The sequence below is a fragment of the Cyclobacteriaceae bacterium genome (assembly GCA_030584025.1).
Lineage (GTDB): Bacteria > Bacteroidota > Bacteroidia > Cytophagales > Cyclobacteriaceae > UBA2336.
Map to the genome: position 1 here is coordinate 253,681 of CP129487.1, position 14,707 is coordinate 268,387.

General features: G+C 44.4%; 13 protein-coding genes. 5 read left to right on the forward strand and 8 right to left on the reverse strand.

Annotation, left to right across the window (positions count from 1 at the left end):
• Positions 1-16: 16 nt before the first annotated feature.
• Complete coding sequence (locus tag QY309_01230) at positions 17-1,087, forward strand: dipeptide epimerase (protein ID WKZ60111.1); 1,071 nt, start codon at positions 17-19, stop codon at positions 1,085-1,087.
• A gap of 5 nt (positions 1,088-1,092) precedes the next feature.
• Here QY309_01230 and QY309_01235 read toward each other — a convergent pair whose 3' ends face one another.
• Positions 1,093-2,295, reverse strand: coding sequence for a porin (locus QY309_01235; GenBank protein WKZ60112.1), 1,203 nt, complete (start codon positions 2,293-2,295; stop codon positions 1,093-1,095).
• Between the two features lie 177 nt (positions 2,296-2,472).
• Positions 2,473-5,100, reverse strand: coding sequence for an ATP-dependent chaperone ClpB (gene clpB / locus QY309_01240; protein WKZ60113.1), 2,628 nt, complete (start codon positions 5,098-5,100; stop codon positions 2,473-2,475).
• Positions 5,101-5,234: 134 nt separating this feature from the next.
• Here clpB and QY309_01245 point away from each other — a divergent pair, with 134 nt between their 5' ends.
• Positions 5,235-7,064 carry a glycosyltransferase gene (locus QY309_01245; protein WKZ60114.1) on the forward strand — a complete coding sequence of 610 codons (1,830 nt, stop codon included), beginning with the start codon at positions 5,235-5,237 and terminating at the stop codon, positions 7,062-7,064.
• A gap of 345 nt (positions 7,065-7,409) precedes the next feature.
• On the opposite strand, the gene QY309_01250 is transcribed toward QY309_01245, so the two are convergent.
• The 4 genes from QY309_01250 to QY309_01265 all read right to left on the reverse strand — a co-directional run bounded on the left by QY309_01250 (position 7,410) and on the right by QY309_01265 (position 9,459).
• The gene (locus tag QY309_01250) at positions 7,410-7,661 is read right to left on the reverse strand and encodes a hypothetical protein (GenBank protein WKZ60115.1); all 252 of its coding nucleotides are present in this window, start codon (positions 7,659-7,661) and stop codon (positions 7,410-7,412) included.
• Between the two features lie 40 nt (positions 7,662-7,701).
• Positions 7,702-8,142, reverse strand: coding sequence for an acetyltransferase (locus QY309_01255; protein WKZ60116.1), 441 nt, complete (start codon positions 8,140-8,142; stop codon positions 7,702-7,704).
• A 45-nt stretch (positions 8,143-8,187) separates the two neighbouring features.
• The gene (locus QY309_01260; GenBank protein ID WKZ60117.1) at positions 8,188-9,072 is read right to left on the reverse strand and encodes a methylated-DNA--[protein]-cysteine S-methyltransferase; all 885 of its coding nucleotides are present in this window, start codon (positions 9,070-9,072) and stop codon (positions 8,188-8,190) included.
• Between the two features lie 72 nt (positions 9,073-9,144).
• The gene (locus QY309_01265) at positions 9,145-9,459 is read right to left on the reverse strand and encodes an iron-sulfur cluster assembly accessory protein (GenBank protein WKZ60118.1); all 315 of its coding nucleotides are present in this window, start codon (positions 9,457-9,459) and stop codon (positions 9,145-9,147) included.
• A 73-nt stretch (positions 9,460-9,532) separates the two neighbouring features.
• Here QY309_01265 and QY309_01270 point away from each other — a divergent pair, with 73 nt between their 5' ends.
• The 3 genes from QY309_01270 to QY309_01280 are packed head-to-tail and all read left to right on the forward strand — an operon-like array spanning position 9,533 to position 11,089.
• The gene (locus tag QY309_01270) at positions 9,533-10,051 is read left to right on the forward strand and encodes a hypothetical protein (GenBank protein ID WKZ60119.1); all 519 of its coding nucleotides are present in this window, start codon (positions 9,533-9,535) and stop codon (positions 10,049-10,051) included.
• Between the two features lies 1 nt (position 10,052).
• Entirely contained in the window at positions 10,053-10,451 is a 399-nt protein-coding gene (locus QY309_01275) for a DUF1232 domain-containing protein (GenBank protein ID WKZ60120.1), read from the forward strand.
• Positions 10,448-11,089: an oxidoreductase gene (locus QY309_01280; GenBank protein WKZ60121.1), complete on the forward strand. Its 642-nt coding sequence runs from the start codon at positions 10,448-10,450 to the stop codon at positions 11,087-11,089. Before QY309_01275 ends, QY309_01280 begins: the two co-directional genes overlap by 4 nt.
• Here the strand turns inward: QY309_01280 and dnaE are convergent.
• Together dnaE and QY309_01290 are read right to left on the reverse strand one after the other, a co-directional pair.
• Entirely contained in the window at positions 11,055-14,099 is a 3,045-nt protein-coding gene (dnaE, locus tag QY309_01285) for a DNA polymerase III subunit alpha (protein WKZ60122.1), read from the reverse strand. The two genes, QY309_01280 and dnaE, sit on opposite strands and share 35 nt — an antisense overlap.
• Before the next feature lie 50 nt (positions 14,100-14,149).
• A complete protein-coding gene (locus tag QY309_01290; protein WKZ60123.1) occupies positions 14,150-14,689 on the reverse strand; it encodes a 2'-5' RNA ligase family protein in 540 nt (179 codons plus the stop codon).
• Positions 14,690-14,707 lie beyond the last annotated feature (18 nt).

A 14,707-nucleotide genomic window follows, 5' to 3' on the forward strand; every position in this document is an offset into this window, starting at 1 on the left:
AACTCAAATCGCAATCATGAAAATCAAGGATATAAAAATCTGGAGTGCAGACCTGGGCAACACAAAGCCATATACCATTGCTTTTAAAACTGTGGATGAAGTGCGCAATGCCTTTGTGGAAATTACATTGGCAGATGGCACTACCGGTATTGGCTCGGGCAATCCAAGCGAATATGTAGTGGGAGAGAACCTGACTCAAACCTTGGATGCGCTTCAGGAAAGAAATCTTGAGTTTTTGGTTGGTCGTGATATTCGGGAAATGAAGCAACTCGCGTTTGAGGTTTGGCAGAAGTTTCCAAAAAACCCGGCTGCACGAGCCGCATTGGATATTGCCTTACACGATGCGTTTACCAAATTTCTGGGCATTCCGTTGGTAAAATACCTTGGGCAGAAAATTCAGTCAATGCCAACATCAAACACAATCGGCATTAAGAACGTAATGGAAACACTTAAAGAGACTGATGATTATTTGAAACAAGGATTTAAGGCCATTAAAGTAAAGTTGGGTAAAGACCTGGAAGAAGATATTGAACGCATGGTTAAAATGCGTGAGCAATTCGGGTATGATTATGCCATTCGCATTGATGCCAACCAGGGGTATGATTCAGCGCAAACCATTGCCTTTTATCAACAGACTAAGCATTTAAAAATTGAGTTGATTGAACAGCCACTCCCAGCTAAAGCGATTTCGGAAATGAAAGCGCTGCCCGATGAAGTTCGTGAAGTAATTGCTGCCGATGAATCGTTGATTTCACCTGTGCATGCTCTTGAGTTGGTTAAGCCTCCACGGGCCTGCGGTATATTTAATATTAAGTTGATGAAATGTGGCGGTGTTTCGCAAGGCTTAAAAATTGCCGACATCGCTCTTCATGAGGGCATTGATTTATTCTGGGGTTGTAACGATGAAAGCATTGTAAGCATTACAGCTGCTTTACACGCAGCATTTGCCTGCTCCAATACAAAATACATCGACCTGGATGGAAGTCTTGACCTAGGCAACGATGTTGTGAAAGGCGGCTTTATCCTGAAGGACGGAATCATGTATTGCTCCGATAAACCCGGGTTGGGCGTAGAAAAAATCGGTTAACAGTTTCAGATACCCGCTTCAATCTGCAAGCGAAGCTGCCAGCGGTTTAAATCAGTATTCGTATCCTGAAGCCAATGGTTTTGTTCATAGGTAACATCGGCCTGCAATTTTAACCGGTGCCCACGAATATATTTGGTAGCACCTAAGGTGTATTGCTTCACTTCTTCCTCAAATAATTGAATGGGTACATCCGGACGAACCCGCGAAAACCTTCCGGTTAATTCATAGTTTTTCTTGAACAGATAACTGGCCTGGTAATTCTCGCCATGACCCGCATAAACGTAACGGATGTCACCATCCGTGTTTTGCGTTAGCGGATTTGGAGAAGTGCGTTTCAAAAATTCAGTGGACAACGACCAACCGTTATGTTTGTAAAGAAAATCGATCATGCGTGTTTCGATGTCGCGTGGTTCGTACAAAAATGTTCCGAGTTGGCCGCCTGTACGAATGGCATCCTGGTTGGATGTGAGTGTTAGCCCCACCGAAATTTTTGGCTTGGGTTCACGTACCAGGTCGCCTTCAAAATAATCGCCACCATTGGTAAAGCGACCTAGCGGCAGCAATTCCAATCGGCCTGTATAGGCAAGGCCGCGATCAGATGCGGTAATGTTTCGTCCATCACCCGAAGAGATAGCGCCACGGACTACATAGTGAAAACCCTGAATGTTGTTGTTATAGTAAACCTGTGCGCCAAAATCACGATCGATGTTAAACGTTGAATTCACTATGGACCGATCGGGTAATTGAAGATCGCCCGATGAGTTTACCCGCTGACGATTTCCAGGAAGTTTGGTCTGGCCAAGGCCAATGGCAAAGTGTTCGTTGAATCGATAGATCACCATAGCATCACGAATTACATTCGGGAACCCGGTATCATCGTAATCCATATCTGCCCGGGAAAAGGCAAGCTGAATCAGGTAGTATAATTTGGGTGTATAAATAAACCCCTCAAAACGAAGTCTCAATCGCCTTACACGCGCCTCAACCTGGTCAATGGAAAAGTCATTTTCGTCAACCGTGGTAAAGGCCGCCCGGTTTTGCATCCGGAAGCGGATATTCAGCATAAACAGGCTGTCGGGAGAAATCATACCCAGTCCGCTGCCGTAGGTAAAATAAGGTGAAGGAGAAATTTCGGCCTGTCCAAAGGCGGTAAGGGTGTTTATGAAAAAAAACGACCCGATGAAAAAGACTTTTATGTAGGAGCGCATGGTTTAAATATCTCTCAAAGATGCCAAAACTTTGATCAGCTATAAAAAGAAACCCCGCTCAGTTTCCCAAGCGGGGTATTCAACCAAACCCCTCTAACCAAACCCTCAATCCTTGCTTTCGCAGAATTTCTCCGCGAGGGGAATGCCGGACAGGCCGGCTACGGAGAATGTCAATCCTTAACTCAATTCATTAACAATGGTGGCCGCCTCAAGGTTCTCGAAAACGAATTCATTTTCGTTTTTGATATCGATGAAAATAACCGAGTCCTTGTGAACTTTTCCGGCCAATATCTGTTTCGAGAGCTCATTCAGCACCTCGCGCTGCATAACGCGTTTCAACGGCCGGGCGCCAAACTGCGGGTCGTACCCGATTTTCGCCAGCCGGTCACGCGCTGCATCCGAAATTTCTATTTTAATTCCGGCTTCCTCCAGCCGCTTGCGTACCAGGTCAACCTGGATATCTACAATCTTGCGGATGTCTTTTCGGCTCAACGGACGGAACATGATGATCTCATCAATGCGGTTCACAAATTCCGGCCGAACGGATTTCCTTAATAACGTCAGCACTTCTTCTTTCGTACCCTCGATTACTTCGAAATAGTTTTCGTCCGTTATTTTTTCGAAGTTTTCCTGGATGATGTGCGAACCAATGTTGGTGGTCATGATGATGATGGTATTCTTAAAGTTGGCTACACGACCTTTATTATCCGTTAACCTTCCATCATCCAATACTTGCAACAAAATGTTGAACACATCCGGATGCGCTTTTTCAATTTCATCCAACAGAATTACTGAATATGGTTTTCTGCGAATGGCCTCGGTAAGCTGCCCGCCTTCATCGTAACCCACATAGCCCGGAGGCGCACCAATTAATCGGCTCACGCTGTGGCGCTCCTGATACTCACTCATGTCGATGCGCACCATCGCATGCTCATCGTTGAACAGGTATTCAGCCAACGCTTTCGATAACTCTGTTTTTCCTACACCGGTTGTTCCCATAAAGATGAACGAACCAATCGGGCGTTTGGGGTCTTGCAAACCCGCACGACTTCTCCGTACAGCATCGCTTAGTGCCTGAATGGCTTCTTCCTGTCCGGCAACGCGCTTGCTTAACTCCTTTTCCAGACTCAATAATTTCTCGCGCTCACTCTGCAACATTTTCGAAACCGGTATGCCGGTCCAGCGGGCCACTACTTCAGCAATGTCTTCACTATCCACTTCTTCCTTCAACAGGGATTTTTCGCCCTGCATTTCTTTCATCTGTTGCTGATATTCATTAAGACGTTTTTCTGCTTCCGTTATTTTACCGTAGCGGATTTCAGCAACTTTTCCATAATCGCCAGCTTTTTCAGCTTGTTCGGCCTCAAACTTTAGTTTATCAATCGCCTCCTTGGTTTTTTGGATTCCCTGCACCACTTCCTTCTCGCTTTCCCATTTTGCTTTCAGGGTATTGCGTTCTTCCGACAGGTCAGCAATTTCCTTGCTGAGTGTGGTTTCCTTCTCTTTGTCTTTTTCCCTACGGATGGCCTCGCGCTCAATTTCCAATTGCATAATTCTTCGGTTGAGCTCATCCAGTTCTTCCGGCAACGAGTCCATCGACAACCGAAGTTTGGAGGCAGCTTCATCCATCAGGTCGATGGCCTTATCTGGTAAGAAACGGTCACTGATATAGCGACTCGAAAGTTCTACTGCAGAAATTACCGCATCGTCTTTAATACGCACACCGTGATGCAGTTCGTACTTGTCTTTTATTCCGCGAAGGATGGAAATCGAATCCTCCACCGAAGGCTCATCAACCATTACCGACTGGAACCTGCGTTCCAGCGCTTTATCTTTCTCAATATACTTTTGATATTCTTTTAACGTAGTGGCACCGATGGCATGCAATTCGCCCCGCGCCAATGCTGGCTTCAGTAAGTTGGCCGCATCCATCGCCCCTTCACCACCACCTCCGGCACCAATAAGCGTGTGAATTTCATCAATAAACAAAATGATCTGTCCGTTCGAATCGGTAACTTCTTTGATAACGGCTTTCAATCGTTCTTCAAACTCGCCCTTGTATTTGGCACCTGCTACCAGCAAGCCCATATCCAGCGAAACAATAATTTTAGTTTTTAGATTTTCAGGCACATCACCATCTACGATACGTTGCGCCATGCCCTCAACAATAGCGGTTTTACCTACACCTGGTTCACCTAAAAGGATTGGGTTGTTTTTGGTTCTGCGTGAGAGGATTTGTAATACCCGTCTGATCTCTTCATCGCGACCAATTACCGGATCGATTTTACCCTTCTTAGCCAACTCGTTCAGGTTTTTGGAGTAACGCTCCAGCGATTTGTATTTCGCTTCGGCATTTTGATCCGTTACCGATGATCCACCACGCAATTCTTTAATGGCTTTTAACAATGTTGATCGTTCAAAACCCACATCACGCATTACCTGCGCGGCCTTGTCTTTTCCTGCAAGCAGTGCCAACAGCAAATGTTCAACGGCAATGTATTGATCTTTGAATTCGCGAAGTTCTTTTTCTGCTTGTTGTAAAAGCGTGTTGGTTGCAGATGATAAATACGGTTGTTGGCCGGATACTTTCGGATAGGAATTCAACAACTCTTCCAGTCGGGTTTGAAAAACCCCAGTGTTGATGGCTAACTTTTTAATCAGGTAGGCAGTAACGTTTTCATCCGTTTCAAAAATGGCTTTCAATACGTGCCCGGGTTCAATGGCTTGTTGCTGCAAACCCATGGCAATCTCTGCCGACTTCTGTAACGCTTCCTGCGATTTAATGGTGAATTTCTCGAAGTTCATAAATGTGTTCTCTCACGCTCTTTCCACAAAACACAATCCATTGAAAGTTTGATCAACTTTCAGGAATTTTTGTCATTAAATTTTTAGATTTAGAAACCTGTTACGGTCATTTTGACTTAATACAACAGCCTTTTATGCCAAAAAGAAAGCAAGCCGAAACAAGCGATTTTCCGAAAGCCACGGTGCTGGAAGTAGCCTGGGAAGTGTGCAACCAGGTGGGAGGGATTTACACGGTAATCCGATCGAAGGTGCCAGCCATGATGGAGCACAAAAACGGGCCGTATTGTTTGATTGGCCCGTACCTATCGAAAAACATATTGGCGGAAATTGAACCATTGGAAAATTTAAGTGATGCTTTTGGATTGGCCGTTCAACATTTACGCGAGCAAGGTATTGAAGCATATTATGCCGAATGGTTGGTTACGGGAAGACCAAAAGTAATCTTATTAAATCCGGATAGCCTTACGACTGATCAGGTTCGGGAGATTCGTTACACCTGGTGGAAAGATTTCGGCATTGGCATGCCTGAAAATAACGAGCTGATTAACCGTGTGGTGGCTTTTAGTTATTTAACTTCGTTGTTCATCGAAACCTTCATTCAGTTTGCTGATAAGGAAGAACCGATCATTGCACATTTTCATGAGTGGATGGCTGGGCTTCCTATTTTGGACATCAAGAAGAAGAAATTACCGGTACGCACCATATTCACTACCCATGCTACACAACTGGGCAGGCATCTGGCCATTAACTCACCACAGTTCTATGCGCATCTCCCGTTTTTTAAGTGGGAAACAGAAGCAAAAAAATTCGGCATTGAAACGGAAGCCCGAATTGAATTTAACTGCGCCAACCATGCCGATGTTTTAACTACGGTAAGTGATGTTACCGCACGGGAATGCAAGCACCTGCTAAAACGTATTCCTGAAGTTATTCTACCCAACGGACTGAACATTGAGCGGTTTGTTGCGCTGCACGAATTCCAAAACCTGCATGCGCAATACAAGGAAGAAATTCACCAGTTTGTGATGGGACATTTCTTTCAATCCTATTCGTTTGACCTGGACAAGACCATTTACTTTTTTACCTCGGGCCGTTACGAGTATAAGAACAAAGGATTTGATTTAACCCTTCAGGCACTGCGCTTACTCAACGAACGCTTGAAGAAAGACCAGGTTGATGTAACAGTGGTGATGTTTTTTGTAACCAAGCGGGATTACTACAGCATTAAACCAGAAGTACTGCAATCGCGTGGGGTGATGGAAGAAGTGCGGCAAACGTGTGATGCGATTCAAAAACAAGTGGGCAGGCGACTGTTTTACGCCAGCACCACCAGTCAGGATAACCGGTTGCCCAACTTAAATGATTTTGTGGACGAATACTGGAAGCTGCGCTACCGCAGAACGATACAATCGTGGAAGAGCAATAAACCACCGCTGGTGTACACGCACAAACTGGTAGATGAACAAGGCGATGAGATTTTACAATATGTACATCAGCACAATTTGTTAAACCATCAGTCGGACAAAGTTAAGATTGTGTACCACCCCGATTTTATCAACACTTCTAATCCGTTGTTCGGTATTGAATACAGCCAGTTTGTTCGCGGTTGTCATTTAGGGATTTTCCCGAGTTATTATGAGCCGTGGGGGTATACCCCGTTGGAGTGTATGGCCAGTGGTGTGCCGGCTGTTACCAGCGATTTATCCGGCTTTGGCGATTATATTCTGCGCCACTCCACCGATCCAGCACAATACGGGTTGTACGTAATTGAACGCGGCAAGCGAACCTTTGAGTGGTCGGCCAACCAATTGGCAGATGCGTTGTATGCTTTTTTAAAACAGACCAGGCGCGAGCGCATCATGCAGCGTAACAATGTGGAGAACCACTCAGCCGAGTTCGACTGGCAGAATCTGATTAAGCATTACCGGGATGCGTATGTGAAGGTGATAGATGAGACGGGGTGATTACTTGTTATGGATGATTCGCCAGAGATAAACAAACCGTGTTGGGCAACGCGGTTTTGCTAAATCTTTAATTTCCTGGGGTCTTGTCTTGGATCGAACAACGTCACTATTCTAATCGTGTCTGTGGATGTCTCGTAGTAAATTACTGTATGTTTTGTCAGTACAGATCGCCTTACATTCCTTCTCTTTTTAGTCTTAGGAAAAAGTCTTGGGTTGATGGAAATTAATTCGAGTCGCTTATCTAGTTTTCGTACAAAATTCTTGACTTCCTTTTCTGTCCATTTGTATAGAAGATAGTCTATGATGTTTTGCAGGTCGAATATCGCCCTTTCCGTCCATTGAATCCTATAGCCACTTCTCATAGAGTTTTCTAACTTCTTTATGCGGTTTTAGTCTGCCAGCTTTAATATCTGCTAACCCTTTTTCAATCGCATTTTTTTCTTCGTCTGAAATCTGATCCCACCAGTCTGTTTTGGAACGGCTGTCCTTTAACATTTTGAGTCTTTCTATTGAGGTCTCGTCCTTTAAAGTTGTCACCCACTTGATAATTTCAAGCTTGTCTTTTTCGATATTCATTTCATGCACTTTAGCTTTCATAGTCCCTAATTTAAAGACTTTTTGCCTGCCATACCATATTTCAGAGTAGTTCCATCTCCAAAATAGGGTAGGGCTTCCCTAAGCTATCAACCTCCAGGCGTTTGATTACGGTATATCCAAGTTTCTCATAGAAGCCAACGGCTTGCTCATTTTGCTCGTTAACATCCACTTTGCGAATATGCAATTCCTGAATGGCATGGTCCATCAATAATTTTCCGATTCCTTTTCCACGATATACTGGATCAATAAACAACATCTCCACTTTGTCGTTGGATGTACCCATAAATCCCATAATTTTTTTCTGCTTATCCCGGACGGTGAGTAGCGAAACGGCATCAAAATATTTATCAAGAATTAGTGGCCTGAGGTATTGAATATATTCTTCCGGCAGGAAGTGATGCGTAGCCCGAACGGATTTTTCCCATACATCAATGAGTTCAGGATAGTCGTGTTTTGTTGGTGTATCAATGCTGTACTTCATAGGGTCTTGGTTGACTTTACTAAGCGGAGCAAAATTCACCAGGTTTCAAAAACCCGATGCTTTGGCCATCTCCCAACCGATGATGCTTTTCTTGCGTGTGGCTTCCCAACGGTACTCACCCAGGATGCCATCTTTGCGTATTACCCGGTGACAAGGGATAAGGTAGGCAATGTGATTCGATCCTACTGCAGAGCCTACCGCTTGCATCGCTTTCGGGTTTGAAATTTTTTCAGCAATCTGTTGGTACGTAGTTACATCGCCCATCGGTATTCTCAGCAACGCCTCCCAAACCTTGATCTGAAAATTTGTTCCTTTTACAAATAAGTGGAGTTTTCTTTGCGCCCCTGCTTTGCCGGCAGGCAGGCCTGCGTTATTACGATTAAAAATCGATTCAACAAAATTTTTCGTTAAGCCCTGATCCTGATGAAAAACAGAATTATGCCAATGTGCTTTCATGCTTTCCAACTCATGCCGTCCATCATCATCCACATTAAAAAATGAAAGCCAGCAAACCCCGCGTTCCGTAACACCAATCAGGCAGTTGCCAAAAGGTGTTTGATGAAATCCAAATTCAATCTGAATGCCCGATCCGCGTAACTTATACTTTTGCGGGGTAACAGCTTCAAGGGTGGTAAACAAATCGTACACCCGCGACTGGCCTGATAAGCCGGCAGTTTGCGCCAACTCTTCCAGGTTTTTGGTTTCCTGTAATTTGCCTTTCAGAAAATCGGTGGTTAAAAATTGCAAAAACCGCTTCGGACTTATCCCTGCCCATTCGGTAAACATGCGCTGAAAATGAAAAGGCGAGAGGTGGACCTGTTCCGCCACTTCATCCAGTTCGGGCTGGCGATGAACATTTTTTTCCAGGTATTCGATGGCCTGCGCAATGCGCTGGTAATTAATATGGTTTTCCTGACTGATCAACAGCATAAAGGTAGTTGTTTGATTATGCTGTAAAAATCGTGGGTTCGTATGGGGTGTAAAACCTGAAACTTGCTGAGTTTAAGCCTCTGAAGTAGCTGCTTTTGGATCGGTGAACATGAAGCCGCGACCCTCATCGCCTTCATAAAAATCAATTTCTTTGCCCACCACGTACATGGTATGGCGCTTGTCTACCAAAACGGGTATACCCTCAATCGTATAGCTTTGATCGTTTTCTTTCTTTTTGTCGAACCCAATGAGCAGGGAAACGCCACAACCCCCACCACGAACCCCAACCCGCAAGCCGTAATCGGCAGGAATGTTTTTTGTCTGCATGATTTTGCGTACTTCTTCAGCAGCTTTTGGGGTAAGTGTTACGGGTTGAAAATCAATCATCTGCAAGTATTCGCGGTTATGTCGGCCAAAATTATCTAAATTTCAAACACAATTAGATTGAAATTGATTTCGTATGGATGCTCTTATTGATTTTGGCAAGATTTTGATCCCCGCTTCGTTAGTGTTGTATGCGGCATACTTGTTGGTACGGTCGTTTCTGGCCAAAGAAATTGAACTGAAAAAGCTTGAAATTCGCAGTCGCAGCATTGAAACGGTGTTGCCGTTGCGTTTACAGGCCTATGAAAGAATGTGCCTGTTTCTGGAACGAATCAGTCCGCAAAATTTGTTAGTACGCCTGAATCCGGGTGCTATACCAGCTCGCGAGTTTCACCAGGTGTTGCTCAGCGAAATACGCAATGAGTATAACCATAACGTTTCGCAGCAGATTTTTATGAGCGAAAACAGCTGGGAACTTGTTCGTAATGCGAAGGAAGATTTGGTGGTAACGATTAACGAGGCGGCATCGGAAGTGGGGCAGGAGGCTACCAGTCTGGATTTGTCGAAAAAGATTTTTGAAAAGATCATTAACAAACACGACTCCATTGCGCATGCGCTGGTGGAAATAAAGCGGGAGATACAACAGACCTTTTAACATGACCAATATTTTTTATCAATCGGCCTTACACAAAGCTTCCGGCTTCTTCGGTCGCCATGGGCGCATTGCCATGCTGCTTTCGCAGTTGGCCATTAAGGTAGGTCGCATGAATAAAAATGATTTGAGTTTTCGGAAAGTAAAGTCCAAACTCGATGTATTGGTAAGGCTTGTGAAATCATATACGAAGGGCAGTTACCGGAACATTCCGTGGAAAACCATCGCCATGATTTTAGCGGCCATCATTTATTTCGTAAACCCGTTCGATCTTATTCCTGATCTTGCTCCTGTGGTTGGGTTAACCGATGATTTTTCAATTTTAGTATGGGTGTACAGCTCTGTTCAAACTGAAATTGATAAGTTTCTGATCTGGGAGGAATCCAATCTTAAACTTTCATGAGAACAGCCTTGTTGGCCGGTTCTACCGGATTGATTGGAAAGCAACTGCTTGAATTGTTGCTGGATGATCCGCATTATACGGTTGTTAAGGCCATCAGTCGAAAACCACTGGCCATTCAACACGCCAAACTTCAGAACATTGTAGCCGACCTCGACACACTTACCAAACATCATGATCAGTTGAAGGCAGATGATGTGTTTTGTTGTCTGGGAACAACCATCAAGCAAGCTGGCAGTCAGGCCGCATTTCGAAAAGTGGATTTTGAGTATCCGCTTGAGTTGGGCAAGTTAACAAAGAACCAGGGAGCAACACAATACCTGCTCATTACTGCGTTGGGCTCCGATCCGAAATCCGGAATTTTTTACAATCAAGTAAAAGGTGAAATTGAGCAAGCCATTGATGCGGTTGGATTTGATTCGTATCACATTTTCAGACCCTCGTTGTTGTTGGGTGAGCGCACGGAGAAACGCGCAGGAGAAGGTGCGGCAACCGTGGTGTATAAAGCATTAGGATTCTTGATTCCGCTCAAGTATAAGGCGATTGATTCAATAAAAGTAGCCAAAGCGATGCTCCATTTCGCAAAACAAAATTCGAAAGGTAAGTTTATCCACGAGTCGAAGGAACTTCAGCAGTTTTAGGTTGCGTATGATGTAGCGGCTCATAAGGCAGTTCCTTTTTATTCAATAAGGGAATCTTCTCCATAGAGCTCACTTCAATCGTAGCGATTCCAAAATCTTCCACCACTTTTCCTTTAATGAAATAAAAACCTCTTCCCCGGAAGGGAAACTTTTTAGCAACATCCGGAAAATGCACCGTATCGAATACTTCACCTTGCTGGTCGTAGAACGTACCGAAATGCATGAGTTCCCCCTTTATAGTACCTGTATTTTTCGTGGTTACTACGTATCCCAGTATGGTTACTATCTTTCCGAGTTTAGTCAGTAGTTCCAGGGCTTTGGTATCACCGAAGTTAGAAGTAGCTACCAGTTTAAATGGATCGCACAGCGGGAAGCCCAGCAGCTCGATTTCATCAAAGGCATCTTCCAATTCGTTTCGTTGAAGAACAGGCAGTGGATATTCGCTGGGTTCGGTATCAAATAATTCCGATGTATTCCTGTTTTTGGTTTTTGTATTACTGCAATACAGCATGGCCTCCCATAATAATTTTTGTTTCGATTTTCCGGTAAACCGGAAGGCGCCTATGCGAATGAGCAGGCGTATTTGTTCCAATCCAATGGGTATTCTGCGCATGAAATCATTCAGGCTGCGGTAAGCACCGTGTTTTCGTTCTATAGCAATTTGCTGGGCCACTTTTGTCTCCAGACTTTTCAAATGAATAAACCCGATGTAGATTTCTTTTCCATAGATAGTCGTCAGGTATTCACTTTTATTGACACAAGGTGCTTTAATGATGGCGCCATTCATGCGGGCCTCGTGAAAGTAAAATTCCGTTTTATAGAAGCCGCCAAAGTTGTTGATCACACCTACCATGAACTCTAACGGATAGTGTGCTTTCAGGTACAGGCTTTGGTAGCTTTCAACCGCGTAACTGGCCGAGTGACCTTTGGCAAACGAATATCCGGAGAAGCTTTCGATCTCATACCACACCCGTTCAATGATGTGTTCGGGGTAGTTGCGTGCACGACAGTTCTCAAAAAATTTATCCTGCACGCGTTTAAATTCTTCGCGTGATCGGTACTTACCCGACATGCCCCTGCGCAGTACATCAGCTTCGGTTAAGGTTAACCCGGCAAAGTGATGTGCCACCTTAATCACATCTTCCTGATATACCATTACGCCATACGTTTCCTTCATGAGTTTATCCATTAAGGGATGAATGGCTTCATACATTCCACCATTTCGCACGGCATGAAAACGTTCAATGTAAGCGCGCATCATTCCGGATCGGGCTACACCGGGGCGGATGATGGAACTGGCAGCCACTAAGGTGAGGTAATCATCGCAACGCAGCTTCCCCAACAGCATGCGCATGGCGGGTGACTCCACATAAAAGCAACCCATGGCCTTGCTGTGACGCATCAGGTCTTTGATTTTTTCATCTTTTTTAAAATCATTGAAGCGATGAATATCTATATCAATGTCTTGATTTCGTTTTACATGTTTTACGGTTTCCTTTAAGTGTCCCAATCCCCGCTGACTAAGAATATCAAATTTGTAAATGCCCATGTCTTCAGCATTGTGCATTTCAAAATGTGAAACCGGGTAGCCTTTGGGTGGGAGTTCAAGAGCCGTGTAGGCGTAAATGGGTTTTTCCGTGATCAACACTCCGCCTGCATGGATCGAGATGTTGGCGGGTAGGTCTTTCATTTTATCTGCGTATCGAAAAATCAATTCGGTGATGTGATCACGGTTTTTGAATTTATGCGGCTCTTCAACGATCGCATCAATTTCTGCTTTCGGTAAACCAAATACCTTTCCAAGCTCGCGCAGTACCGATCGTTTTTGATAGGTAACGTGTGTGCCCAGCAGGCAAACATGATCTTGGCTGTACGTTCGAAAAAGGTAATTGTACACCTCATCGCGGTTGTCCCATGAAAAATCCAGGTCGAAATCCGGGGGAGAAGAGCGCTCCACATTTAAAAACCGCTCGAAATAAAGATCAAGTTCAATGGGATCAACGTTGGTGATGCCCAGGCAATGCGCCACTACGCTATTGGCTCCACTGCCACGGCCTACGTATTCGAAACCACGTTCTTTGGCAAACCGAATGAGATCATAGGCGATGAGGTAGTAGGCGCCAAAACCCTTACGCTTGATGATGTTCAGTTCCCGTTCAAAGCGTTCGCGCAAATCAGGATTGCCCACATCATAGCGACTTTGAAAACCTTCCCACGCATGTGTAACCAGAAAATCCCAATCGGCCCGCGTTGAGCCCAGTACTGTTTTTTTGTTTTTATCTTCTTTCAGATTAAAGTGGATGGAGCACTGATCCATGATTTTCCTGGTGTTCCGGATCAGCTCCGGGTAAGCACGAAAATGGTATTCCAGTTCTTCTTCCTTCATCATCACTTCTTCGGGGTGAGCCTGTTCGTGTGCAGGAAGTTTACTTAACAATGTATTGTTATCGATGGCGCGCAACAACCGGTGTGTGTTGAAATCGGTTTTGGAAGCAAACGTTACCGGATGAAGAATGACGAATTTTTCAGGAAATTCTTTTCGGGAAGTGTATAGCGCAAATTGATTGAGTTGGTGTTTGCGAATGCCAATAAATTCATTTGAACGTAACCGTTCGGGTTCTGCTTTTCCAAATGAATAGATGACAAGCGTATCTTCAATTTCGGGAGCACGCTCCGGTAATTTTTTATTTTCACGATTGTGATGGGAGAGAAACCGGTTGATTTTTTCGAAGCCGTTGTTATTCTGTGCAATGATGATATAGAGTAAGTCGTGTCCTTGCCGGAACTCGATGCCTACTGCAATCTCCAGATCGTAAGGGTTATTTCCGGCCAATGGTGAGCCGGGTTTTCGCTCTTCACACAGCCTCAGCATTTCAATGTAGGAAGCGGTGTTGTTGATTTCGGTGAGGATGAGTTTATGCACACCACACCTGCGTGCTTCCTCAAAAAGTTTTTCTACCGGCAGGGTGCCGTATTTGAAACTGTAGGCGGTATGGCAGTTGAGGAACATAATAAACAGGTTGCCGGTTGCCAGTGACCGGGTTGATTGTAGTTATTCGCTTACCTCCCAAAACAGATATCCTTATAATGCATCCACTTCTTACCATTGCGCGTCAGCACGGTAATGCGGTCGCATAGAAAATGTTGGTTGCTGTAGTTCAGTTCTTTCAGGTATGGCCAGCACTTTAAGAAATCTTCAGAAGAAAGATTTTTGGCAATGGTAATGTGTGGTGTGAAATCACGGTCTTCTTTCACCAGGTTTTCGAACAATTCACGGATTGGGTACTTATTTACAATATCCATATAAATGGTACGCTTTGAACCGTTATGGAATACATTGAAATCTTTCAGAAACACATTAAAGGCTTCAAACGAAGATGCTTTTTCTTCTACAAATTGAATCATGTCCTCTGTGTGTTCGCCTGTATATTTAAATAATGAGATGTGTGCTTTCGAAAACCGGTCTTCAAAGTCGTGCCCGATCAGGTAATGCACATCATCTTTCAATACGGCCACATCGCTGGCAATGTGCCGGGGCGGAGCAATCATAAAGAATAATTCCTGTACAGGGCTCTGGGTTTTAATCGCTGCTGTTCTCATGGTTCGTGTTGTTTTCAT